Origin of the sequence: Aeromonas sp. FDAARGOS 1409, assembly GCF_019048705.1 — a bacterium.
GTDB classification, from domain to species: Bacteria; Pseudomonadota; Gammaproteobacteria; order Enterobacterales; family Aeromonadaceae; genus Aeromonas; species Aeromonas sanarellii.
In genome coordinates this window covers 2929303-2953405 of record NZ_CP077395.1, presented here as the reverse complement: position 1 = coordinate 2953405, position 24103 = coordinate 2929303, and the positions used below count along the sequence as shown (strand labels likewise).

Below are 24103 nucleotides of genomic sequence, written 5' to 3'. Positions count from 1 at the left end.
TCGCCAAGTTTTGTTATCATCCCCGCCAACTTTTTCGGCCCAGCGGCCATCGAGACGAGGTAGATGATGAAAGTAGGTATTATCGGCGCCATGGAGCAGGAAGTGGCCCTGCTGCGCAGCCAGCTGAGCGAACCCACCACCCTGCAACTGGGCGGCTGCGAGTTTTATCAGGGCCGCCTGGCCGGTAAAGAGGTGATCCTGACCCGCTCCGGCATCGGCAAGGTCGCCGCCAGCGTCGCCACCAGCCTGCTGCTGGAAAAATTCGCCCCCGACTGCGTCATCAACACCGGCTCCGCCGGCGGTTTCGCCCAGGATCTGCACATCGGTGACGTGGTCATCGCGAGCGAGATGCGCTTCCACGACGTGGACGTGACCGCCTTCGGTTACGAGATGGGCCAGATGGCCCAGCAGCCCGCCGCCTTCCCCTGCGATGACAAGCTCATCGCCCTGGCCCAGACCTGCATCGCCGAGCAAGGCAAGCACCAGACCAAGGTCGGCCTCATCTGTACCGGTGACCAGTTTATGTGCAAGCCGGACGCCATAACCAAGGCGCGTGCCGACTTCCCGCAGATGCTGGCGGTGGAGATGGAAGGGGCCGCCATCGGCCAGGTGTGCCACATGTTCAAGGTGCCCTACCTGGTGGTGCGCGCCATGTCCGACATCGCCGGCAAGGAGCAGGTGGAATCCTTCGATGCCTTCATCGAGGTGGCGGGTCAACACTCCGCCGAGGTGATCATCGCGCTGCTCGGTAAATTGTGATCGATACCCTCTCCTGGGACGCCCTGGTGACCGTCCTCGCCTCGACGACGGCGGCCATCATGGTGGGCGCGGCCCTGCTGGAGGCCATGCTGCCCTGGCCGGCCCGCTTTCGACCCGGCGCCGTCGTGCCGCTGCTGACCCGCCTCGGCCAGAAAGTCTATCGCCCCGACGGTACGCCCCGCCAGCAGGGCCAGGCCGGGCTCCTGGCCCTGCTGGTGGTCTGGGTGCCCTGCGCCGCCGGCCTCTGGGCGGTGCGCAATCTCGCCCTGTCGGAGCCCCTGTTCGACCTGCTGTTTCTGTTGCTGATGCTGGAATCCCGGCCACTGCGCGAACTCGCCCAGGGGAGCCGCGCCCTGGCCACCCAGGAAACCCTGGTGGTGGCGAGGCTGCAGGCGGCGCCCTGGCTCAGGCGCGAGACGGGGAAGCTGTCGGTGATGGGGCTGAACAAGGCGGTGAGCGAGACCTGCGTGCTGCGCCTCGTGGGCCAGTGGGCCGGCCCCCTGCTGGGCTTTGCCCTCGCCGGGGTGCAGGGTGCCCTGCTCTGGCGCCTCGCCCAGCTGATGAACCAGGCCTGGAGCCCGAAGCAGGCCGAGTTCGTCCACTTCGGCCGCCCCGCCGCGGCGCTGTACCAGGGACTCTGCGCCCCCGCCATCCTGCTGCTGGCGCTCCCCCTGTGCCTGACCCGGCTGCGCCGCCTCGGCGGCAGGCTGCGCCCCGCCCTGCACTGGCCCTATCCGGCCATGGGCTGCCTGCTCGCCCTGCTGGCCCTGACCACGGGCAGCCGGCTCGGCGGCCCGCGCTACTATCGGGGCCAGCTGGTGCGCTTCCCTGTGCTGGGCGAGGGGGAAGAGCCCGATGCCCTCCTGCCCCGGCGCCTGCTGCACCGCCTGCTGCTGATCGGCTGGGGCTGGCTGACCGTGGCATTGCTCCTGACCCTGCTGGTACTGCACCATGGCTAATCCCTTGCACTGGCGGGCCCTCTGCCTGCTGCTCTGCCTGCTGAGCGCCCCCCTGCTGGCCGCAACGCCTCCGGCGCCACAGCGCATCATCACCCTCACTCCCCATCTGACCGAGCTGTTGTATGACATCGGAGCCGGGGATCGCATCGTCGCCACCGACGACGCCTCCGATTATCCCCCCGAGGTGGCGCCCCTGCCGCGGGTCGCCAACTATCGCAGCATCAACCTCGAAGCCCTGCTGGCCCAGAAGCCGGATCTGGTGGTGGCCTGGCGCTCGGCCCAGGCCCGCATGCTGGCCCCCGTCGAGAAGCTCGGTATCCCCGTCTTCTACTCGGAGCCCACCGACTTTGCCTCGCTGGCCACCGAGATGCGCAGCCTGGGGCGCCTGCTCGGCGTCGAACAACAAGCCGACGCCAGAGCCGACGCCTATCTGGCCAGACTCAATGCCTTGGCGGCGCGCTATGGCAAGCCCAAGTCTGTCTCCGTCTTCTACCAGCTCTGGTATCCGCCGCTGACCAGCGTCAATGATTCGACCTGGCCCGGCCAGGCCATCGCCCTGTGCGGCGGCCGCAACATCATGGCCAAGGCGGCGACCCCCTATCCCCAGGTCGGGCTGGAGCAGGTGATCAAGGCCGACCCGGATCTCATCCTGGCCGGCAGCCAGGACCCTGAGGTGCTGGCGCACTGGCAACAGTGGCCCATGCTGGACGCCGTCAAGCAGCGGCGGCTCGCCCTCATCAACGCCGATGAGCTGCACCGCTTCACCCCCCGCGCCCTCAACGCGGTGGAGCAGGTATGCGAGGCGATCCTGGCTAGCGCGATCAAGAGCCGCAGCGGAGGGTAACATCCCCCTTGCACACAATCGCAACCGGATTACTCAGAAAAACCCGCATCAGGCCATATATCCAGCGGTGTCAACCTTGCTCACGGCCCGTTTTCAAGAGGGCATACAGGGTGATATCACTCGCCAGACCCGACTGCTGCAACCCTTGCTCCAATACAGTCGCAAATTTCGCGTTATGCTGGCGGAGTGTATGGTAGCTATAAAACAGATCCGTGATATCCCGCTCGGTGAGTGGCGCCTCATCCATCGCAATCAAGGACAAATAACTGCGTAGCAGGAAATAATCTGCAATAAGAAGCTGATACGCTATTTGAGGAGTACCAGATTCTGATGGAAACTGATTATGGTAGACATGATAAAGCAGATAGTTCTGTTGAATATGGGGGCGTTCCGTTAAAAATGGCACTACTTTCTGGTGCCAGCTTTGGTGTATCAGCAGCAGCTTGTCCTCATTAAACTCTCCCTCTAACACCTGATTGATCTTATTCAGACAGCGGACCATGATTGCTCTCCCTCGACGCTGCTGATTTTGTATTAACAGATGAGTCAGAGTACGCAATGCCCACCACTGAACTTTACCAATGAAAGGAATTTGAGAGAAAGCCGCGCTCAACTGACCATCATTGATCATGGGAGCCAATTGTTCAATAAATGCCTGATGGGACCCCTTGCCTTCATCCCTGTGTACCAGCATACCGATCAGCCACAGCTTGTCTTCTATCGTCATACCATCGGCAAGCAGCACGTCGATGCTCAATGAATGCAGCGTGTCGAGGGAACTGGAGACAGGGGAGGTCTTGGCCTGTCCCTTGAAGGGGGTGACTTCAACCATCATGGCATCTGGATTCAAGAGCACCTGTCGGTTCACTTCCGGGCAGGAGAGCACCAGGCTTCGCCTGTGCTGGGTACCAAATTGCCGCAACTGCCTGGGGTAGCTCTTACAGGTGTGACTCAGTGCCTCGGCCCCCATCTTCTTATGTACATTGCATAATCCGACACCGTCCAGAAAAGGACAGGCGCCAGACTCGTCCATACGGATAGTCCCCCAGTGAGCGTCTGAGTTTTTCACCTTCTCAATATGTTGCCTGGCCGTGCTTTGAATCAGCTGATCCGGGTGACTGACATAATGACGATAGGTCTTCTTGTCGATGGATATCGTCCATCCATGGCAGCAATTGTCCTCACATTGATCGCCAATACAGTGAAAATCCGTGTAGTACCTGGGGGTTAATAGGGTATGGGCCATGACGGTGTCCTCAAGAAAATAATCCGGATTCACCTACCCCTTTCAAGAACGTAGGTTTTATTAAAAGGCAAAGAGCATGCCTACATAGCAGGTCATCATCACCTAATGGTTATTAGGGCAGAGCTAACATTATTATTGACTCCCCCCTTAGTTACTGGTTATCGTTGGAACTTTCCATTTGTTTCATTTCTACGAGATCACGTGTCTTCGGTGCAGGTATCAGGCTAATAAATCTGGCCAGACTTAGCAGTGTCATGAAAAGACCGACGGTCGCGTGAAAAAGCAGTACAGAGGCAGCCATAGTGCTTTTTGGCAATAAGTCGAAATCACCAAATGATGTCATCGTGATAAAACTGCTATAAATACCACCAAAGACAGTTCCCGTTCCCGGCTGCCATTTGTGATCAAAGTCAGCGGCCATCACCGTATAGGTGCACGCCAACCAAAGTATGATTTCGAAGTAATTGTGCAGTAGCAACAATACGATACGACGGTAACCCTCTAATCTGTATTCCCCCCCTGCTTTTACGACCCGATACTCATCGAACAACAAGACATTCGTCTGGTATACGACGATCTCAAAGGTTCGAAGAAAACCATACCCCATGAAGATATATCCCATCACAGGATAGGGTGAGTAAACAGCGACCACGACTGCCACCATGGATAGAAGGAGGTGACTCAGCACCCAGCAATCGACAAATCGAGCAGTGATGGCTGAGGGAAACAGCTTCCTTACCAGGGTAAATACTGAAACTTTTGCCAGTACGCCAAAGATATTCGACCAGAACTCAACGATAAATGAAGGCATATAACGACCTAAGCGATTGCATACGACTCATGTTCACTTTATGTCAGGAAAGCAAACTGAACGCTCGACAATGTAACAAGAGATATAATCCATCACTGCCGCTCGTGACTCCTATCACACCAAGCGACAAGCAACCTTGGCTATCTAGATCTCACCTATTCCCATGATAGGTAGACTTTGCCTTGCTGGCCCTGCCGAGGGACACTATCTGCATGGCGATCTCATTCTTGAACGTCTCAGCCAGACTTCTCAGCCTCTCTTCTTTTGCTAGTTGGTCTCTGACCAAGGTAGCCATGTCCGCTGACGCCATCTTCTTCTGCTGGGACAATGCTGTCAGTGCCGCGATGATCGCCAGGCGCTCATCCATACAAGTTAAGGCCTTTTCATATTGATGGCCCGCCAACAATCGCTGCAGTGTCGCGATATTATTGGTCAGGGCATCACCATAAGCATTTAGCTCATCCACTACACACTCCCTGAGGCTTGTCTTAGCTGGAACCCCTGCTGCTTATCCGCGTCGGTGATTTGATCCCAAGCCGATTTGATCGTCACCATCAGTGTCATGACCTCGTCGAGAGGCTGGATGTCACGTCGCACGCTGGCCTCCCAGATACGCTCATCCATGTAGGCATAGAGCGCAAACAGATCCTCTGCGATCTGCCCCTGCGTCATGTCCAGCCCATCCTGAAGGCCATGCACCAACCCCTGTGCCTTGGAGATGGTCCTGGCCTTTTCCTCCATGTCCTTGCGCTCTATGGCTCCCTTCGCCTGTGCAAGGCTCTCCAGTAGCCCTTGCATCATCAGTTGAATGACGCGATGGGGATCCGCAACCGCGAGGTCTGCTTCAATACTGGTTGCCTTATAGGCTTTCAGATTTCTGTGGTACATATCATCAATTCCCGAAAAAACGTCACGCTCAATCACTGCTTATTTGCAATGCAGAGAGTGCTGCCGCTGAATTATTCATTTTCACAAGCAGAGCATCCAGACTGCCGTATTGGGCGCGCAGGGCCGCCTCATATTTAACCAGCTGTTCATTGGTGGTGGCCTGCTTCTGGCTCAGACTGCGCAGATCCGCATTAAGGGTATCGGTCCGTTGTGCCAGCAGGCCACCGGTCTTGGTATATTCCTTCAAACCATTCGTCAACTTGGCAGCCAGACCATCCTCACCACCAAACAGGCCCGCCACCTGGTCGAAGTTCTTGTCGACCACCTCGCCAAATTTCTCTTTGTCCAGGGAGAGCTGACCCTTGTTATCCATCTTGATGCCCATCTCGAAGATGGTGGAGTAGATGGTACTGGTATCAGAGGGGGTGGTAATTAAATTGGACATGAAGTTGCTGATGGCCCGCGTGGTGGAGTCCCCCGCCAGCGCACCGCCATCGTCCTGACTCACCCCGCCGACGATGCTGTTGCGTTTGCCAAGGCTTGTTAACTTGCTCTGCAGGGCGTTATAGCCATCGATAAACTTCTGTACCGTCTCCTGGACAGAGGTCTTGTCGGTAGTGATATCCACCTTGTTGGACTTGAGATCGCCATTGCTGTCGGTATCGGAGACCCGCAGCACGGTGATCTTCAGATCCTGGATGACGTCATCGAAGACATTGGTATCGCTCTTGAGCTCATTGCCATCCACCAGGATCTTGGCGCTGGACGCCTGTTGCGTCTCTGCCATCTTATTCGTGAACTCATTCTGCAACTCGGTCGTGCTGCCCGAGATGACCAGATCCTTGCCATCTCCCGAGACCCCAGAATCGATGACAAGCTTCGCCTTGCCATCGGCGGTATTGACGATGTTGGCACTAAGCCCGAAGTTGTCGCCATCATTGTTGATGCGCTTGCGGATAGTTTGCAGGGTATCCCCCGCCTTGACATCGACCGTGAACTCCTTCTCCCCCGCCTTGAAGGTCAGCTGACCGTCCTGGGTGACAACCGCGGTCGTCGAACTATCAAAGATGCCCTCCTGGCGGCTGGTGGTTGCCAACTTGTTGACGGTGATATTGTACTGACCGTTGGAGGTGCCACTCTTGCTCTCCACTGCCAGTACAGGATCATCCTTGTTCTGGGTGATATTGATGGCTCGCTTGTTGAAGGCGCCGGGCTTGCTCAGCGTATCCAGGATATCGGTGAAGGCAGAGAGGGAGGACTTGAGCTGGCCTATGCCAGACAAGGTGATATTGGTGCTGTTCTGCTTGATGGTGATGGGCTGCTGCAACTGTGCCTTCCTGGCGGCCACGCTCGCCGAGATCACGCTCTCGAGATCGATGCCAGACCCCGCCCCGGCGGAGGTAATCGCCATAATATGCTCCTCTTATCTCGTTAAAAACCTATACCTGACCGTCGAATAGCAGCCCGGAGAGGCCGGAGAGGCCGGAGAGGCCGGAGCCATCGCCCTGATGCTGCCCCATCTCCTGTAGCCGCTTGTTCATCTGGAGGATCTCCTCACTCGGGATTTGCCGGATCACCTGCTTGGTCTCGGCATCGATCACCTTGATCACCGGTCGATCAAACTCGGGCACTAGGCTGAAATGGATGGCCCACCCCTTCAGTTTGCCCAAGCTGGCCAATTTCTCCTGCAATTCTTGGGCCTGCTTTTCAGTTTCATCATTATTCTTGGATGATGACGCTGTGGCCTTCGAAGGCTCTTCCTTCGCAGTCTTGTTTGCCAAGTCGGCGCTTCCCTGCTCGACGGTTTGCTCCTCAGCAGAGGCCGATGGCGCAGAAACAGGCATGGCGGCCCGAAGGCCGCCATGGGAAGTGAGCGTCGAGGTAGAAGCCATGACGATGGGTTCATTGGCCATCTGCCGCTCCTTAATTCAAAGGTTGATCAGGACCGTCTTAGCGACCCAGCAGCGACAGAGCCGACTGCGGACGCTGGTTGGCCTGGGCCAGGATGCTGGAGGCCGCCTGCTGCAGAATGTTCTGCTTGGTCATATTGGCGGTTTCGGTGGCGAAGTCCGCGTCGCGGATGCGGGAACGGGCGGCGCTGACGTTCTCGGAGATATTGGACTGGTTGCGAATGGTAGAGTCCAGCCGGTTTTGCACCGCACCCAGTTCGGCGCGCTTATCGTCCACCACACCTATCATTGCATCGGCCGCTGCAAGTACTTTTTGTGCCTCTGCTGCTGTGGATATATTAATTTCCCCCGCAGCACCGCCCTTGAAAATAGTACTTACGTCTACTTCGGCAGTAGTACCATCATCACCATCGTCGTTAACTGTTCCTGCTGCCAAAGCGATTCCTTTAATACTGAATCCTTCTGCCGAAATATCGACACCAGCCGCACCTGCTTTGGTCATGTCAAAACCAATGGTCTGGTGAGCATCAGCCCCCACTTGGAAAGTGCCAGTATAATTGCCATCGAGCAGCTTGGTGCCCGCAAAGGTGGTGTCCTTGGAGATACGATCTATCTCGCTACCCAGTTGATTGACCTCTTTTTGCAGGGCGGCACGATCGTCATCGGAGTTGGAGCCGTTGGCTGACTGTTGGGCCAGGGTACGGATACGCTGCAGCATACCGGTCACTTCGTCCATGGCCCCTTCCGCAGTCTGCGCCAGGGAGATACCGTCGTTGGCGTTGCGGTTGCCCTGATCCAGGCCGTTGATCTGGGAGGTCAGACGGTTGGAGATCTGCAGGCCGGCCGCATCGTCCTTGGCGCTGTTGATACGCAGGCCGGAAGCGAGGCGGGTATAGGAAGTGTCCAGCGACTTGCTAGAGTTCATCAAGTTGCGCTGGGCGTTGAGGGACGAGACGTTGGTGTTGATGTACATGGACATATTGAATTCTCCTGATGAGTCTAAAACTGCGGATCCCAGGGCGCGTTGCGATTGAGATCCATCGTCAGTCCGCAGGGCCAATCCGCTGCCGGTGACTGAGGCAGACCTGATTCAACGTGGTGATGACCAGATCCGCAGCACTGCAAAAAGTTGGACTTCCTGACACCCTTCCATTTGCTTCCCCCTTAGTAACGGCACCACAGCCCGATGCTTTAGAACATTTTTTGCCTCCAAGAGGATAAATCTGTACTGAATCCCACCATGGCCGTATTGCGGCCTGATGCTGCCCACTTGCCTACCTCAACCCCTTATTCAGAAACCGGCGCTGGCTCCCACTTTTGCACTCCCGCATTGCTCATCCCCACGGCTTGCCCCTAAAATCGCCGCCCCATCATCTATTGGACGTGAGTTGTTCTCCATGCAGACTCTGGTTGAGCAGATCGTTTACATCAGCGACATGTTTGGTACTGCGGTATTCGCGTTTTCGGGAGTATTGGTGGCAGGGCGCCTTCGAATGGACGGCTTTGGCGTCATGGTGCTGGCCGCGGTGACTGCCATCGGTGGTGGCACCATCCGCGACATGATCCTGGGGGCGACCCCGGTGTTCTGGGTTCGCGACCCCCTCTACATCTGGGTAGTGATCGCCACGGCCCTCGTCGGCATGTGGATGGTCAAGTTGCCTCGCCGCATGCCCTGGTATGTGCTGCCGGTGGCGGACGCCTTCGGTCTCGCACTCTTTACCGTGATCGGCGCCCAGAAGGCGCTCAATTTCGGCACACCCGGGCTCATTGCGGTGATCATGGGGACCATGACCGGCGTCGCGGGCGGCATGATCCGGGACGTGCTGGCCCGGGAGGTGCCCATGGTGCTGCAAAAGGAGATCTACGCCACCGCCTGCATCCTGGGGGGCATCCTCTATACCCTGTCGCTGGAAGTCGGAGTGGACAGGGTGAGCGCCATGCTCATCAGCATGCTGGGGGTATTCGGCCTTCGGGTGGCGGCCATCTACTGGCATCTCTCCCTGCCCACCTTCTCGCTGCAGCGCAACTGAGGGACGCCGGAGTGGGCGAGATCCCATCCCGACAGGGACAAGATTGAACCAAGTCGGCTTTTCTGTTGTCATACAGGGGTCGTTTCAAGCCGGAATACCTCATGCAAAAACTTGGGCTCATTACCACGCTGACGCTGATGATGGTGGCGGCTCATGCGGGGGCACAGACCCTGTTCGGGCGTCTGGCATCCACCCCGGTGCAGCAGTTCAACCAGCAGATCCGTCAGGCGAGCAGCAATCAGCAAGGCTGGGTCAACGACTATCGCGAGGTGGCTCGCCGCTTCGTGGGCCATGAAGACGTCCCCACCCGCATCCATGCCCAGCAGCTGGACAACGATCTCGTGCTGTCGGTGGCTCTCGATGGCCAGCGGAACGACATGCTCTATATCCTGACCCTGTTTCGCAGCAACAACCTGTGGCAGATGCGTCAGGCGGAGATGGGCTGGCGCTGCCAGGGCCAGGAGACCTTTACCCCGGTTCCCTGTCCCTGACCCTCTGCATCCATGGAAGTGAAATAAAAAATCCGGCGCCTTGGCCGGATTTTTTATGGGCGAGGGTCAACCGCTCAGGGACGATAGACCTTGACGTTGGCAAAGCCCTTCTCCTTGAGGTAAAGCGCCTGCAACTTGCTCATCACGCCGCGATCGCAGTAGAGCAGGTAGGTCTTCTCTTGCGGCAGATCGCCAAAGGCGGTGGCCAGCTTGAAGAAGGGGATGTGCAGCACCTCGCGCCCTTCCACCACCAGCGGCTTCTCGTCGTGCTCCTCCACGGAGCGGATATCCAGGATCACCTCGTCATCACCGGTCGCGGCCGTGGTCTCCACCTCCTGCACCTCGGCGGCGGTCTCCTCACCGATGCGGCGGATATCGAGGTAACGGGCCTCGGCCACCACCTTGTCCAGAATGGCGAAGTCGAAGTTGGCCTCTTCCGCCTCGATGCGGGAGAGCTCGGCCTTCACGGTCGGTTTCTTGGAGATGACACCGCAATACTCCGGCATGGTCTCGGCGAACTCCAGTGTGCCGATGCGACGGGCTTCGCTGATGATGTCCGGCTTGTCCCAGGTGATGAGGGGGCGCAGGATCACCTTGTCGGTCACCCGGTCGATGACGTTCAGGTTGGTCAGGGTCTGGCTGGAGACCTGGCCCACGCACTCGCCGGTCACCAGGGCCGGGATCTGGAACTCGTCGGCCACCTTGGCGGCGGCACGCATCATCATCCGCTTGAGCACCACGCCCATCTGACCGTTGTCGATCTTCTCGAGGATCTCGGCGACTACCGGCTCGAAGTCCACCGCGGTGAAACGTACCCGGTGGGAGGAGCCGAAACGGTTCCACAGGTGATAGGCCACCTGCTTGACGCCGATCTCGTGGGCGGCACCGCCCAGATTGAAGAAGCAGTAGTGCACGCGACAACCGCGCTTGATGAACTGGAACGACGCAACACCGGAGTCAAAGCCGCCGGAGAGCAGGCTCAGCACATCTTCCTGGGTGGCGATGGGCATGCCGCTCAGGCCCTGGTGGATGGCGCTGACGATGAAGAGCTCCTCACCGTCGATCTCGAGGTTGATCTTCACGTCCGGGTTCTTGAGGCGCACGCCGTTGCTCACGCAGTGCTGGTTCAGGCCGCCACCCACGTAGCGCTCGATCTCCAGCGAAGAGAACTCGTGCTTCCCGTGGCGCTTGGCGCGCACGCAGAAGGTCTTGCCTTCGAGCTGGTCACCCCAGACGGCTTTCACCTGCTCGAAGATGTCGTGCAGGTCGGTAAACTTGCTGGCCTGCACCTCGAGGAAGGCCTGGATGCCGGGGATGCAGGCGAGCGCTTCGATGGCCTGCTCGCGGAACTGGTCGTTACGGGAGCTCACGATCAGCTTGTCCCAGTCCATCCGCACCCGGGCATCGTCGTCGAAGCGGCGCAGGACATTGCGGATGTTGCCCTGCAGTATCTTGATGAAGCGCTGGCGAACCGACTTGCTCTTGATGGTGATTTCCGGGAACAGCTTGATAATGAACTTCATGGTATTGACTCGGGTGGCCTCGATTTAAGGGCGCGAATTATATCAGAACTTTGTGGCCAGCGCCTACTGGATGAGCGGCCGCTCACATTCCCCCACGCAATGTTTGCCGCACCCTGGCCATCTTGCGTATATTCCCCAGCCTGCGCCCCGGCAACACGGCACCCATGAAAACCCATATCTACTACCCCGGCATGGAAGTGCGGGATGAACTCTGGCTCAAGTTTGCCCTGCTCTATCTGGAGCGGCTCGCCTTCGTCTTCACCGTCAGTGAAAAGAGCGGCCTCACCGCCCTGCTCGAGACCCTGCGCCGGCAGACCGATCTGCTGGCCGAACCGCCAGCACCCGCCTTCTTCGCCGCCATCACGCCCCAGATCGAGAACCAGATTGCCGGCCTGGTTGCCCCCGACTTCGTCCGCCACAAGGTGTTTGGCAACAAGGAGTTGATCGGTCGCTGGCGCACGCCGGCCAACCACGACTGCTTCTGTCCGGCCCAGGCGGGGCTGGAGCGGCTGCACGGCTTTTGTCTGGCTCACGGTTTTGCCAGTCTGGAAGAGGGCGGGTTCAGGATGGCGCGCCGCTTTGCCAACCTGCTCTCAATGCGCCTCGCCCGCGAGTGGGCACTCGCCAATGAGGGGGCCTTGATTACGGATCACGACTATCTGGACCGGCTGCTGCACCTGCTCGAATCGCGCTATCACAACCGCGGCGGTCAGGATTGCTTCCACCTCGAGATCCCGCTGCGAGTGCCCGCCAACTTAAGCGAGATCCCCATTGCAGAGCTTATTGCCCTGCGCGGGCGCAGCGGTTTTCGCCAACAGCTGGCCGAGTTCCATCAGGCCCTCGACGCCCTGCTCGCCATGCTGGGCAGCGGCTACGCCGAGCCCGCCGTGCTGACCCGTTTCGAGCAGGCACAGCAGGGGCTCAACCCGCTGCTGGGGCCCGAGACGGTCAGCCTGCCGCTCACCACCCTGATCAGCACCAGCCTGCCCGCCATGGCGATGATCCACCGCCTCAAGGCGAGCCACCCGGACAGCCCCCTGGTGTTTCACCCCATCAAGAAGAGCCACTTCCACCAGCGCAAGAGTCAGCACTTCTTCACCCGACTGGGCCAGGTCAAGCCCTGAGCCGGTCGGCGCCCAGCCGAAGGTGGATAACCCCTGGCATCGGAGCCATCCCCGATGTCGTCAATATTCTGGCGCCTGCCATGGAGCCCCCTCAGGAGGGATTTTCCAGCCGAAACTCGATGCGATCGCTGTTGCCCGCCTCGTCCACCACCACCAGCTGGTAGCGACCCGCCTCACTCAACACCTGATCCCCGTCCCAGCGCAGCCGCTGGCCGTTGAGAAACCAGGCCGGCTTGCCGACGCCCCCCAGCACCCTGGGCTGCAGCCGGTAGCGCTGGCTGCGGATAAGATTGCCCTCCCCCAGCGCCAGGATGCGGATGGGGGCCTGCAGCTCGGCGCTCTGCCCCTCCCCCGCGCAGCCGCTGGCAAGCAGCGCCTGACGCCGCTCGCCGGGCGTGCGCCACGGCTCCAGCGACAGCGGCCACAGGGCCCGAAAACCGGATTGCGCCGCATCCTGGCAACGTGTCAGCGTCGGCTTGCCCGCAACGGTCAGTGCGACCTGGCGCAGCGGCGAGGGCCAGTCCATGGGATCTGGCAAGGTGGGGGGATCGCGCCCTTCCAGCAACCAGGCGCTCTGGCGCTGCAAACAGGTCTCAGGCAGGGTCGCGCTCACCCTGCGCCCCAGCGGCCAGCAGATCTCCGCTTCGCTGACCGTGTTGGGCTGCATCGGCAGAGGGCTGTTGTCAGCCAATCGCGAGTAAACCGAGAGCAGCAGCGGCACCGCCGCGCTCTGGCCGTAAAAACCGGGCATGGGGGTGCCGTCGGGGCGCCCAAGCCAGACGCCTATGGTCCAGCGACCGGAGACCCCCATCGCCCAGCTGTCGCGATAGCCGTAGCTGGTGCCGGTCTTCCAGGCCAGTCGGTTGACCCTGCCGGTCGCTTCACTGGCAAAGGGCTGATCAGCCCGCCCCTGCGCGCTCAATATCTGCCAGATGATCCAGGCCGCCCCCGGACTCAGCAAGGGGCGCGACACCGCTCGCTGCCCCGCCAGCCAGACCGGCATGGCCACCTGCCCCTGCCGGGTCAGCGAGCTGTAGAGCGCCACAAGCTGCTCGAGCCGAATACCCGCCGCCCCCAGCGCTATGGCCGGATTGGGTTTGTCGGAGAGCGCCAGCCGCACCCCGGCGTTGTCGAGGCGGCTGACCAGCTTGTCGGGCCCGAGCGCCTCCAGCACCTGCACCGCCGGTACGTTGAGGGATTGCTGCAGCGCCTGAGCGAGCGTCACCGGCCCCTGAAAGGCACCGGAAAAGTTGGCGGGGCGATAATCCGAGCCCAGCCTTGGCGCGTCGGAAAGCAGGGAGGCCGAATGCACCAGCCCCTCGTCCATCGCCAGACCGTAGATAAAGGGCTTGAGGGTGGAGCCGGGAGAGCGGATCGCCTGCACCATGTCGAGGTAACCGTGGCGGCGCAGGTTGCCATATTCGGCGCTGCCCACATAGGCGCGCACCGCCATGGTTTGGTTGTCGACCAAGAGCAACGCCGCTGAGGTCTGCTCCGGGAAGCGGCGGATATAGCTCGCCACCCGCCCCTCCAGCCAGCGCTGCAGATCCCCGTTTATGGTGGTATGCACCAGCGCTCCCGCCTGATTGTCGGCGGCGAGACGGGCAAAGAGCGGCGCCTCCATCGGCGTGAAGTGACCGCGAGCCAGCACCGGCTCGATGCGTCCCTCCAACCACACCGGCTCGGGCCAGACACCCTGCGCTACCAGCCGCTGCATCACCTTGTCGCGGGCTGCGCGGGCCCGCTCGGGGTGGCGATCCGGCCGGTTGCGGCTGGGGGCCTGCGGCAGCACCGCCAACAGCGCCGCCTCGGCATAGGTGAGCTTGGCCGCGCTCTTGCCGAGATAGGCAAAACTTGCTGCCTGCACCCCCTCCAGGTTGCCGCCAAAGGGAGCCCGGTTGAGGTAGACGGTGAGCAGGGTGCGCTTGTCATAGTGCCACTCCAGCTGCAGCGCGCGCGCCATCTGGCGCAGCTTGCCGGGCACGCTCCTGTGGTAGGGCTCGATAAGGCGCGCCACCTGCATGGTGAGGGTCGAGCCGCCCGACACGGCACGCCCATAGCGCAGCCACTGCCAGACCCCGCGCACCATGGCCACCGGATTGACCCCGGGATGACGCCAGAAATGGCGATCCTCGTAGCCCAGCAGCGCCTCGGTATAGCGGGGGGAGACCTGCTCCAGGGTCACGGGGTAGCGCCACACGCCGCTGGTATCGGCAAAGGCGCGCAGCGGCCGCCCCTTCATGTCGAGCACCACCCGCGCATAGGCGGGGTCGAGCGGTGGCGGCGGGAAAATCCGATCCAGCACCAGCAGCGACAGAAACAGGGCGGCAGCCCCCAGCACCGAGAAGCGCAGCCAGCGTGGCAGACGGCTCAGTCGGTGGCGGCAAATGCGGCCACCGTGACACAGTCGCAGCCAGCCGCGCCGCCAGAAAGTGAGCGTGCGAACCCGCTCAAGGGAGGGAACGTTACTCAGAGATGATCACCTCATGGATATCCTCACCCACAGCCCTGAGCTCGGGCCGGTACATATCTTCCACCTGGGTCGGCGGCACCTGATAGCGACCCGGCGTCACCGCCCTCATCAGGTAAACCAGCTGCTGGTTGCTCCCCTCGCTCAGATCCAGCGCCGCCGTGTAGCGGTCATCGCGAAACTCCTGATGCTTGAGATAATCGTTCCATTCGCTCTGCCACGCTGGTTTCCCCTCGATGGAGAGCTCTTCGAGCTTGATGCTGTTGCCAAGGGCGGGGTTCTCCAGCTCGAAGCCAGCGGGCACCATCTCCACCAGCAGGGCATCGGGCACCGCCGATTCGCTGCTGACGTTGAGTCGCACCACCACCAGATCCCCCACCTTTACCTTGGCGGGATCGAACCGCTGACCATCGCTGTTGAACCAGCTGCGGGTCACGCTTATCCCCTGACTCAACCGGGTAGGGGCTTGTTCGGGATAACCTACCAGAGTGCGCTGCACATAGAGGGATCCCTTGCCCTCGTTGGTGACGGCGCTCGCCGCCAGCGCCTCGGGGATCCCCAACTGCAACGGGGCCGAACCGCTCAGGGATCCACTGCCAAGAGAGGAGGTCACCTTGGCCTGCCAGTCGACGGCCGGATCGAAGCGGGCGAGTCGCAGCAGGGCGAGCCGCTCCTGAGTGCTGAGCCACTGACGGTGAGCCAGGGTATCGGCCACCTTGGCACTGAGAGCCGGCCAGCGATCCGCAGCCAGCTTGTGCTGGCGCAGCAAGGAGAGCTCAAGGGCCTGATCGCGCAGCGGTGAGCCGTAATCCCCCAAGTAGTCGTCACCGCGCTCGGTCGCCTGCGCCCGGGCAAGGGCCTTGGCGGCGTTCTGCTCATCCCCCATGGCCGAGAGGGCCAGCGAGAGGTGGAGCAGCGGCAAACCGGAACGGGCGTGATCGGCCTGCTGCTCCCAGATAAGGCGCAAGGTAGCGAGCGGTGCCTTGCCCACCCGGGCCAGCACATAGGCGCTGTAGGCCTGATAGGCCAGCCGGCTGTGCTCGGGGGCACTGCTCCAGCGCTCGCCGTACTGGCTGTCGGTGAGATAGCTTTGCAGCCGGTTCAGCGCCTGATTGAGCATGGCCTCCGGCACGGCGTCGCCCGCCTCCTTGCGCGCCAGCAGGTAATCGGCGGCATAGGCGGTGAGCCACTGCTCCTCGTCGGAGCGGCCATCCCAGAGGCCAAAGCCGCCGCTTGGCAGTTGCAACCGCTGCAGCCGTTGCAGCAGGGCGCGTTGCACATCCGCCTCGTTCGCCGCTTTCTTGCCTTCTGCGGGTTTGCTCCAGGCGGTGCGCTCATCGGCCGTGGTCAGCAAGTAAGGCCAGGCACGGGACAGGGTCTGCTCCAGACAGGCGTAGGGGTAGTCGGCCAGCGCCTGCCACTGGGCTGCCGGATCCCAGGGCGGGGTGCCGGAAAGGCTGAGCAGCCCCTGCAGGTTGGCGCGATCCAGCCCGGCCAGCTCAGCTGGCGCAAAGCTCATCTGCTGGCCGGGAGCCAGCATCTGGTAACGTTGGCGAGTCTCGGCCGGCCAGGGGGAGCGCAGCGGCAAAGTCCAGTCGCGACTGATGGCAAAATCCTTGCCGCTGGCCGCCAATTGCAAGCTTGCCACACCGCTCGCTCCGGTCACGGTGAGCGGCAGGGTCAGCCACTGCTCCTCGCCGTTTTTAAGGGACAAGGTGCTGGGCAGCTCGCCGTTTGCCTTGAGCCCACCGGTCAGGGTCCAGGCAAGGGAGAGGGTCTGATCCTCGCCACTCATGTTGCGCAGCTGCACCAGCGCCCGGGTCTCATCCCCTCTGGCGCCAAAGCGCGGCCAGCCGATCTCGGCCACCAAGGGCGCCACTACCTTGACGGCGCGCTCGGCCTCCCCGACTTGCTGTTCGTTCCAGGTCAGCGCCATCAGTGCCAGCTCACCGTTGAAGTTGGGCAGTTCGAGCGGGATCACCGCCTTGCCGCTCTCATCAAAGCTCACCTCGCCGCTCCAGAGCGCGGCGATCTCGACCCGGCTCTCCAGCGCGCCCCCCTTTTTCAGCGGAGCCCGGTCACCCCCATAGTTGAGGCGGGCCAGCTTGCCATCCTGCGGCGGGATCACCTGACCGTAGTTGTCGAACAAATCTTGGGCGAAGCGCTTGCGGCCAAAGAAGATCTCGAACGGGTCGAGGGGTTGATAATCGCTGATATTGAGCACGCCCCGATCCACCGCCGCCAGCACCACCCGCCCCTGACTGTTGGGGGTGGAGGTGGCGGTCACCTCCAGCCGGGTGAGTGGCACCGCTTTATCCGGCGCGCTCAGGGTGAGCGGCAGACGGCGCGCTTCCCGATCCAGGGTGAGCGGCACCAGCCCGACCGAGCGCAGGCTCTGCCCCTGCTGCTTGCCAGCCGGTTTGGACGCGCTGTCTGGCGCGGCGATCTGGGCCGAGATATGCAGATCATGACGCTGCCACTCGGGGCTGACCGGGATCTCGAACTCGCCGCGGGCATCCTTGGCATCGCCACCGGCGCCCTTGAGCTCGATACGCTGCCACCAGCGCAGGCCGTCACCATCCTCCACCATCAGCAACCCCTTGCCGGGGCGCGGCGCCACCAGCGTCACCTTGGCCTTGTCGCCCGCCTGATAGGCGCGCTTGTCGAGGGTGATGGCAATCTTGTCAGGCCGCGCCTGCTCGCCACCACCGCCCCAGGCGTAACTGCCGATCTCCACCCGCAGGCTCGATTGATGGCCCTGACTGTTCTCCACCTCCAGCCGATACCAGCCCGCCGCCAGCTGCAAAGTGAGCGGGGTCGGCCCCTTGTCATCCAGCTGCAGGGTCTGCTCCTGCTCCAGATAGGGCTGGCTGTTGAACTCGTACTTCCACCCCTCGCCATCGGCGTAGTGCCAGTAGTAGTCGCGGTACTCGTTGATGAGGCGCACCTTCACCGCCCCCGCCACCGGCTGCCCCTTGTCATCCAGATTGAGGATCTGGAAGGGGAGCGGCTTGCCCCCTTCGACCCGATCCGCCACGAAGTCGGCCTTGAGCGCCGGCCACTGGCTGCCCGCGGGCCAGCCATACTGGGTGCGGCTGCGATTGACGGCGCGGCCACCAGGCTCGGAAAGGGAGACCCGATAGGCCACCTCCAGCGGCCCGAGCGCGCGCACCCCATCGAGTTCATCAGCCAGCGAAAAGGTCCCCTGCCCCTGCGCATCGAGGGTGAGATTGAGTGGCTCAAGATCCCTGGCCTGCTCGGCGAGCAGCACGTCACCCAGGGTGAACTCCTGCCACTGGGTAAAGGGCATGGTGGCGCGGCTTAACTTCACCTCCGCCTTGGCCTTGGTGGCACTAGCTGGCGCACCGTAGAGATAGTCCCCTTGCAGCGGCAGAGTCAGGGCGGCGTCCAGACTCGTCACTTCGCCATCCGGCCCCTTGCCAAGCTGCAGTTTCAGCCGCTCCGGCAGAAACTCCTCCACCAGAAAAGGCCACTCGAAGCGGCTGCCAGCAGCGGTCTTGAGATTGATGGTCCAGCGCCCAAGCGGCGCATCGTCCGGCAGGCGCAGACCGTAGTGGGCCGCGCCCAAATTGTCCGGCAGCAGCCGCTTTTGTTCGAGCAGTTGGCCGTCCGGCTGCTTCACCTCCAGCTCCACCGCCATGCCCGGCAGCAGCTGGCCATCCTGCCCCTTGAGCAGGATCTCGCTGTCGAGTCGCTCGCCGGGGCGATAGAGGTCGCGCCCGCTGAACAGATAGAGCTGCTGGGCCTGCCAGGGCTGGGTGCCGAGATCGAAGGTGGAGAGATCGAGCGCCGCCCCATCGAGGCGCAGCACCGCCAGATGCTTGCCCTGCTCGGCCAGCAGCAGGCGGGTCCCCTGCACCTGATCGAAGTGACGATGGCCTTGCGGATCGGTGGTTTGCACCTGCAGCCGGTTGCCCTTCTCGTCGAGCAGAGAGAGCTGCACATCCTTGAGCGGGTCGGCGCTTGCCAGGGAGCTCACGAACACCTCCAGCTGATCGCGGTAACGGCGGGCACTGAGCCCCATGTCGCTCACCGCGAAGTAGGTGGTCTCCTTGCGCCAGTCGTAGTTGCCAAGGGGCGACATCACCGCAAAGTAGACGCCAGCCTCGGCCAGCTGCGGCTCCTTCACATTGATGAGGCGGGTCTCGCGTCGGTTGGCATCGAGCTCCAGCGCATAGCGGCCGCTAAACACCCGCTTGGCCCGCTGGGTGATCTGTTCAAGCTCCCAGTTGCCCATGCCGGCACCGGGGCGATATTCCGCCAGGAAGCGGGGTAGATATTCGGCATCGACCCGGAAGAAGTCGATATTGACCTCATCCACATTGACCGCGCTGATGGGCAGGCGCAGCTCGTCGCGCAGCGGCAATACCATGCCACTGGCGGTAAAGGAGGCTCCCGCCTCCAGTGGCCGGGTCTTGAGGGTCCAGCGCTGGGGGGATGGGCCCAGCCCCGCCTTGAGGCTCACCTCGTAGCTTTTATCGGGTTGCACGTTCGGGAAATAGAGGGTGCGACCATCTTCGGCGAGGATCCACTCCCCCTGCACCTGCTTGCCCCCCTCGCTGACCGAAAGCCAGCTCTGCCAGTTTGCCTTGGGCGCCAGGGGGCCGGAGAAGACCAGCGCCAGCGCCGGGGCATCGCGGTATTGGCGAGCATTGGCCTGCACCACGGAGGCGGGCGCCCCCGCCTCCTGCCGGGCCATCGGTTCTGTCGTCGGCACCTGGCTGGCAGGCTTGTCGGGACCGCAACCGGCCAGCAGCAGAGCGACCAACCCGGCCAACAACCAGGCGAAACGAGTGACAGGGCAGGGCTTGAAGGGGCGCATAGGTTCCATCCCGGGTTGAATCGCCGCCAGTGCGGCGCAGGAGCCAATAGGATAAAGCGTCACTCCCGGGAACACCAAATGCCTTGTCACGCCGAACCTGCTGGCGGATGTCTTCCCTCCCGTCACATATATTGTTCGCCGGCAGGGTAGCCATAAGATTCATTCGGGGTTAGGATTCTGATTGATATTTTATATATGCGAACTCGTCCTGGTTTTCTGAACGCAGGCTAAACTGGTAACCATTGTTAGCTTGTGCGTCTCGGGGACATAAATTATTCTCTGGCCTAGCCACTCTCGGCGCGCCAATCAACCAAATATCAAGTAGTTAAATATTTTTTAAACATTCAACATCTGTGCCGTAAATATCGTGCAGGTGAGTTCAATGTGTCCCCCACACGTTGGCAATGGTTTTATTTATTACTGCGCACTCCATGCTTGCTGACCCTGGGTTCATGTCGGGTCAGCATGGTCGTGCATCCATCCCCCGTTGGAGTCATACCAGAATGGAAAATAACGATCTGTCCATTGTCGAAAAGAGATTGGTTGCCAGATTCCTGGATATGTTCATCAAGTTCGGCCTGATCCTGGCGCTGGGCTCGTTCTGCTTCACCGTGTTCTCCCCCTTCATGAACATGATGCTGTGGGCCCTGATCCTGGCGGTCACCCTCTATCCCCTCCACCAGCGCTTCGCCGCCCGACTGGGGGGGAAACAGGGCAAGGCGTCCACCCTGCTGGTCCTGCTGGGCATCCTGCTGATCGTGGCCCCCACCGTCGCCATGCTCGGCTCCCTGGGTGACAGCGTCAGCGCCCTGGTCGACAAGGTGAACAACAACACCCTGGTGATCCCGGCGCCTTCCGCCGAGGTCGCCAGCATCCCGCTGATCGGTGCCAAGCTGCACGCCTTCTGGACCAAGGCCTCGGTGGATCTGCCGAGCCTCATCATCAGCTACAAGCCGCAGCTCGGGGATATAGCCAAACAGGTCGTCGGCATGCTCGCCAGCATGGGCGGCGGCCTGCTGGGCTTCGTCGCCTCCTTCATCGTGGCCGGCATCATCATGGCCTGGGGGGCGCCGGGTGCCATCAGCGCCGAGCGCATCGCCATGCGCATCACCGATGAGCGCAAGGGCCTCGCCCTGACCAAGCTGTGCACCAGCACCATCCGGGCCGTGGCCCAGGGGGTCATCGGGGTGGCCTTCATCCAGGCCCTGCTGGCCGGCGTCATCATGTCCCTCGCCGGGATCCCGGCGGTCGGCATCTTCTTCGTCCTGGCGCTGATCCTGGGGATTGCCCAGGTCCCCGTCATCCTGGTCACGGGTCCGGCCATCGCCTACATGTGGATGTCGGGGGATCACGGCACCCTGCTCAACGTCATCTACTCAGTGCTGCTGGTCGTGGCCGGCATGGCCGACAACGTGCTCAAGCCGCTGCTGCTGGGACGTGGCGTCGATGCGCCCATGCCGGTAGTGCTGCTGGGGGCCCTGGGCGGCATGGCCACCAATGGCATCCTCGGTATGTTCATCGGTGCCACCCTGCTCTCCATCGGCTATCGCATCTTCATGGCCTGGGTCAACGACGGTCTGGCCAACGCGGAAAAATAACCCCATGGCCGACGCACTTCCTCTCCTTCGCCCCCTGCTTGCAGGGGGCGCCTGCCTGCTGCTCGGCGCCTGTACCCTGCTCGGGCCCGACTATCAGGCCCCCGGCGTCGAGGAGATGGCCAACTGGCACAGCGCCACCGAGGGTCAGCAGGCAGTGACGGCGACCGACTACCGCCGATGGTGGGACAGCTTGCACGATCCCGTGCTGAGCGCCCTGGTGGAGGAGGCCTTCCTCAAGAACCCGGACGTGCGGATCGCCGGCCTGCGGATCCTCGAGGCCCAGGCCCAGCTCGGCATTGCCGAGAGCCTGCTCGGCCCCCAGGCGACGGTGGGGACGGCGGAATTCCTCCAGGCAGGTCAGACCCGCAACGGCCACAGCAGCGCGGGCAGCAGCTACGGCGCCGGCTTCAACCTCGGCTGGGAGCTCGACTTCTGGGGCAAGTTCCAGCGCGGAGTCGAGGCGGCGGATGCCAGCTATTTCGCGACACTGGCCCAGTATGACGACATCCAGGTGTTGATGGCGGCCCAGGTGGCCCAGCTCTATGTGAGCATCCGTACCCTGGAGGCCAGGCTGCACATCGCCCGGGAGAATGCCCGCATCCAGCGGCGCAGCCTGGAGATCACCGAGCGACTGTTCAAGAGCGGCAACAGCGCCGAGCTGGACGTGCAGCAGGCCAGGACTCAGTACCTGGGCACCCTCTCCGGCATTCCCCAGCTCGAGACCAGCCTGCGCCAGAGCCAGAACGCCCTCTCCACCCTGCTCGCCCGATCCCCGGGTCCCCTGCCCGAGATGGCGCAGGGCACGGGGGCCATTCCCGAAGGGGAGCTGGCCCTGGTCACCGAGATGCCCGCGGATCTGCTGCGCCGTCGTCCCGACGTGCGGGTGGCGGAGCGTCAGCTGGCCGCCCAGTCGGCCCTCATCGGGGTGGCCGAGAGCGAGCTCTATCCCTCCATCACCCTGCTCGGCACCCTGGGAGTCAATGCCAGCGGCGGGGAGAGTGGCACCTTCTCCTGGGCCGTCGGGCCGTCGCTCAGCTGGAACCTGCTGGATCAGGGACGGCTCGGCAACCAGATCCTGGTACAGGACGCCCGCTTCCAGCAGCTTCACGAACGCTACCGCGACAGCGTGTTCAAGGCCGCCCGCGAGGTGGATGACGCGGCCGTGGCCTATGCCAACGGCCAGGAGGAGATCGCCCTGCTGACCCAGACCGGCGAGGCCGCCCGCCGCGCCCTGGCGATCGCCAACACCCAGTATCGCGAGGGGATGGCGGATTTTCAGCGGGTCCTCGACTCCCAGCGCGCCCTGTTCAGCCAGCAGGAGCGACTGGTCAACAGCCGCGGCGCCCGGATGCGCGACCTCATCACGCTCTACAAGGCTCTCGGCGGCGGCTGGGAACAGGGGCGCTCCCGCCCCCTGGTCACCCCGGAGGTGGAGGCCCAGCTGCGTCAACGCGCCGACTGGGCTCCCCTGCTCGACGCCGCCCGCCCCATGACACAGAAGGCAAGTGCCCATGACTGACAACACCGCCTCTCCCGGCCAGGCCAGCCGCCGGGCCACCCTAGGACTGCTGGGACTCATTCTCCTGCTGCTCGGCTGGTATCTGCTGGCCGACCGGCTGACCCCCTACAGCTCCCAGGCCCGCGTGCAGGCCTTCGTGGTCCCTATCGCCGCCGAGGTGTCCGGCCAGATCCAGAAGGTCCATGTGCGCGACAATCAGGATGTGGAGGCCGGCGCCCCCCTGTTCGAGATCGATCCCGAGCCCTATGACATCGCCCTGGCCAAGGCCAGATCCGACTACCAGACGGTACTGAGCGGCGTCAAGGCGAACAACGAAGGGGTCAAGGCGGCCGAGGCGGCCCTGATGGCCATGCGCGCCGCCTATGACAACGCGGCCAAGGATGCCGAACGCCAGGAGCGGCTCTATCGCGAGGATCCGGGGGCCATCTCGGTGCGCCGCCTCGAGGTGGCCCAGGCCAGCCGCGAGACGGCCAAAAGCCAGGTGGCGGCGGCCGAGGCCGACGTCCGGCGCGCCATCGAGGCGGCCGGGGCGAGCGGCGAGGACAACTCCCAGCTGCTCAGCGCCCGCTCGGCGGTGCACAAGGCCGAGCTGGATCGCCAGAACACCCGCGTGGTGGCGCCGGGCCGCGGCCTTGTCACCGACTTGAGCACGGATGCGGGCCAGTTTATCGGGGCTGGCGCCCCGGTCATGACCCTGATCGCCATCCACGACGTCTGGGTATCGGCCGATCTGACGGAGAACAACCTCGGCAACATCCGGTCGGGAGACAGGGTTTCCATCCTGCTGGACAGCCTGCCGGGCCGCCTGTACGAAGGCGAGGTGCGCAGCATCGGCTACGGGGTGGGCGACGGCAAGAGCCAGCCGGCCGGCACGCTGCCGACCGTGGACAACAACCGCGACTGGCTGCGCCAGGCCCAGCGCTTCCCGGTCAAGATCGCCTTCAAGGCCGACGACTTCCCCCCGGTCGAGGCGCTGCGGGTCGGCGGTCAGGCCGACGTGCTGGTCTACACCGGCGAGCGCGGGCCGATGCACTGGCTGGGGGGGCTCTACATCCGGCTGATGAGCCTCTTCTCCTTCCTCTATTGAG

At 62.4% G+C, this 24103-nt stretch carries 19 protein-coding genes; 9 read left to right on the top strand and 10 right to left on the bottom strand.

The annotated features are described in order from the left end of the window. Positions 1-66: 66 nt before the first annotated feature. The 3 genes from mtnN to I6L39_RS14055 are packed head-to-tail and all read left to right on the top strand — an operon-like array spanning position 67 to position 2562. A complete protein-coding gene (gene mtnN / locus I6L39_RS14065; RefSeq protein ID WP_216989987.1) occupies positions 67-759 on the top strand; it encodes a 5'-methylthioadenosine/S-adenosylhomocysteine nucleosidase in 693 nt (230 codons plus the stop codon). Between the two features lie 59 nt (positions 760-818). Beyond that, complete coding sequence (locus tag I6L39_RS14060; protein WP_216991806.1) at positions 819-1718, top strand: cobalamin biosynthesis protein; 900 nt, start codon at positions 819-821, stop codon at positions 1716-1718. After that, positions 1711-2562, top strand: a complete 852-nt coding sequence (locus tag I6L39_RS14055; RefSeq protein WP_216989986.1) for a cobalamin-binding protein — start codon at positions 1711-1713, stop codon at positions 2560-2562. The genes I6L39_RS14060 and I6L39_RS14055 overlap by 8 nt, the downstream gene beginning before the upstream one ends. 70 nt (positions 2563-2632) lie before the next feature. Here I6L39_RS14055 and fliB read toward each other — a convergent pair whose 3' ends face one another. The 7 genes from fliB to I6L39_RS14020 form a co-directional block, all read right to left on the bottom strand. Next, complete coding sequence (fliB, locus tag I6L39_RS14050; protein WP_216989985.1) at positions 2633-3808, bottom strand: flagellin lysine-N-methylase; 1176 nt, start codon at positions 3806-3808, stop codon at positions 2633-2635. Between the two features lie 151 nt (positions 3809-3959). Continuing rightward, the gene (locus I6L39_RS14045) at positions 3960-4619 is read right to left on the bottom strand and encodes a hypothetical protein (RefSeq protein ID WP_216989984.1); all 660 of its coding nucleotides are present in this window, start codon (positions 4617-4619) and stop codon (positions 3960-3962) included. A gap of 151 nt (positions 4620-4770) precedes the next feature. Beyond that, complete coding sequence (locus tag I6L39_RS14040; protein ID WP_216989983.1) at positions 4771-5085, bottom strand: hypothetical protein; 315 nt, start codon at positions 5083-5085, stop codon at positions 4771-4773. Next, on the bottom strand, positions 5085-5507 hold the full coding sequence (gene fliS / locus I6L39_RS14035) for a flagellar export chaperone FliS (RefSeq protein ID WP_216989982.1): 423 nt from the start codon (positions 5505-5507) through the stop codon (positions 5085-5087). Before fliS ends, I6L39_RS14040 begins: the two co-directional genes overlap by 1 nt. Before the next feature lie 28 nt (positions 5508-5535). After that, complete coding sequence (gene fliD, locus I6L39_RS14030; protein WP_216991805.1) at positions 5536-6921, bottom strand: flagellar filament capping protein FliD; 1386 nt, start codon at positions 6919-6921, stop codon at positions 5536-5538. Positions 6922-6946: 25 nt separating this feature from the next. Beyond that, positions 6947-7420 carry a flagellar protein FlaG gene (locus tag I6L39_RS14025; protein ID WP_254203654.1) on the bottom strand — a complete coding sequence of 158 codons (474 nt, stop codon included), beginning with the start codon at positions 7418-7420 and terminating at the stop codon, positions 6947-6949. Positions 7421-7457: 37 nt separating this feature from the next. Beyond that, positions 7458-8396 carry a flagellin gene (locus I6L39_RS14020; protein ID WP_216989981.1) on the bottom strand — a complete coding sequence of 313 codons (939 nt, stop codon included), beginning with the start codon at positions 8394-8396 and terminating at the stop codon, positions 7458-7460. A gap of 418 nt (positions 8397-8814) precedes the next feature. On the opposite strand from I6L39_RS14020, the gene I6L39_RS14015 reads away from it, so the two are divergent. Further along, positions 8815-9447: a trimeric intracellular cation channel family protein gene (locus tag I6L39_RS14015; protein ID WP_042075824.1), complete on the top strand. Its 633-nt coding sequence runs from the start codon at positions 8815-8817 to the stop codon at positions 9445-9447. 101 nt (positions 9448-9548) lie between these two features. Further along, positions 9549-9938: a hypothetical protein gene (locus tag I6L39_RS14010; protein WP_069784665.1), complete on the top strand. Its 390-nt coding sequence runs from the start codon at positions 9549-9551 to the stop codon at positions 9936-9938. A 74-nt stretch (positions 9939-10012) separates the two neighbouring features. On the opposite strand, the gene thiI is transcribed toward I6L39_RS14010, so the two are convergent. After that, positions 10013-11461 carry a tRNA uracil 4-sulfurtransferase ThiI gene (gene thiI / locus I6L39_RS14005; RefSeq protein ID WP_209791624.1) on the bottom strand — a complete coding sequence of 483 codons (1449 nt, stop codon included), beginning with the start codon at positions 11459-11461 and terminating at the stop codon, positions 10013-10015. Between the two features lie 164 nt (positions 11462-11625). On the opposite strand from thiI, the gene I6L39_RS14000 reads away from it, so the two are divergent. Beyond that, entirely contained in the window at positions 11626-12585 is a 960-nt protein-coding gene (locus I6L39_RS14000; RefSeq protein WP_216989980.1) for a hypothetical protein, read from the top strand. Between the two features lie 91 nt (positions 12586-12676). Here I6L39_RS14000 and pbpC read toward each other — a convergent pair whose 3' ends face one another. Continuing rightward, positions 12677-14998 carry a penicillin-binding protein 1C gene (gene pbpC, locus I6L39_RS13995; protein WP_254203779.1) on the bottom strand — a complete coding sequence of 774 codons (2322 nt, stop codon included), beginning with the start codon at positions 14996-14998 and terminating at the stop codon, positions 12677-12679. A gap of 52 nt (positions 14999-15050) precedes the next feature. After that, positions 15051-19898 (bottom strand): alpha-2-macroglobulin, encoded by a 4848-nt coding sequence (locus I6L39_RS13990; RefSeq protein ID WP_254203653.1) that lies wholly within the window; start codon positions 19896-19898, stop codon positions 15051-15053. Positions 19899-20458: 560 nt separating this feature from the next. Between I6L39_RS13990 and I6L39_RS13985 the strand changes: the two genes are divergently transcribed. The 3 genes from I6L39_RS13985 to I6L39_RS13975 are packed head-to-tail and all read left to right on the top strand — an operon-like array spanning position 20459 to position 24102. Next, positions 20459-21496 carry an AI-2E family transporter gene (locus I6L39_RS13985; protein WP_254203652.1) on the top strand — a complete coding sequence of 346 codons (1038 nt, stop codon included), beginning with the start codon at positions 20459-20461 and terminating at the stop codon, positions 21494-21496. A gap of 4 nt (positions 21497-21500) precedes the next feature. After that, positions 21501-23015 carry an efflux transporter outer membrane subunit gene (locus tag I6L39_RS13980; protein WP_216989978.1) on the top strand — a complete coding sequence of 505 codons (1515 nt, stop codon included), beginning with the start codon at positions 21501-21503 and terminating at the stop codon, positions 23013-23015. After that, a complete protein-coding gene (locus I6L39_RS13975; RefSeq protein WP_216989977.1) occupies positions 23008-24102 on the top strand; it encodes an HlyD family secretion protein in 1095 nt (364 codons plus the stop codon). Before I6L39_RS13980 ends, I6L39_RS13975 begins: the two co-directional genes overlap by 8 nt. Position 24103 lies beyond the last annotated feature (1 nt).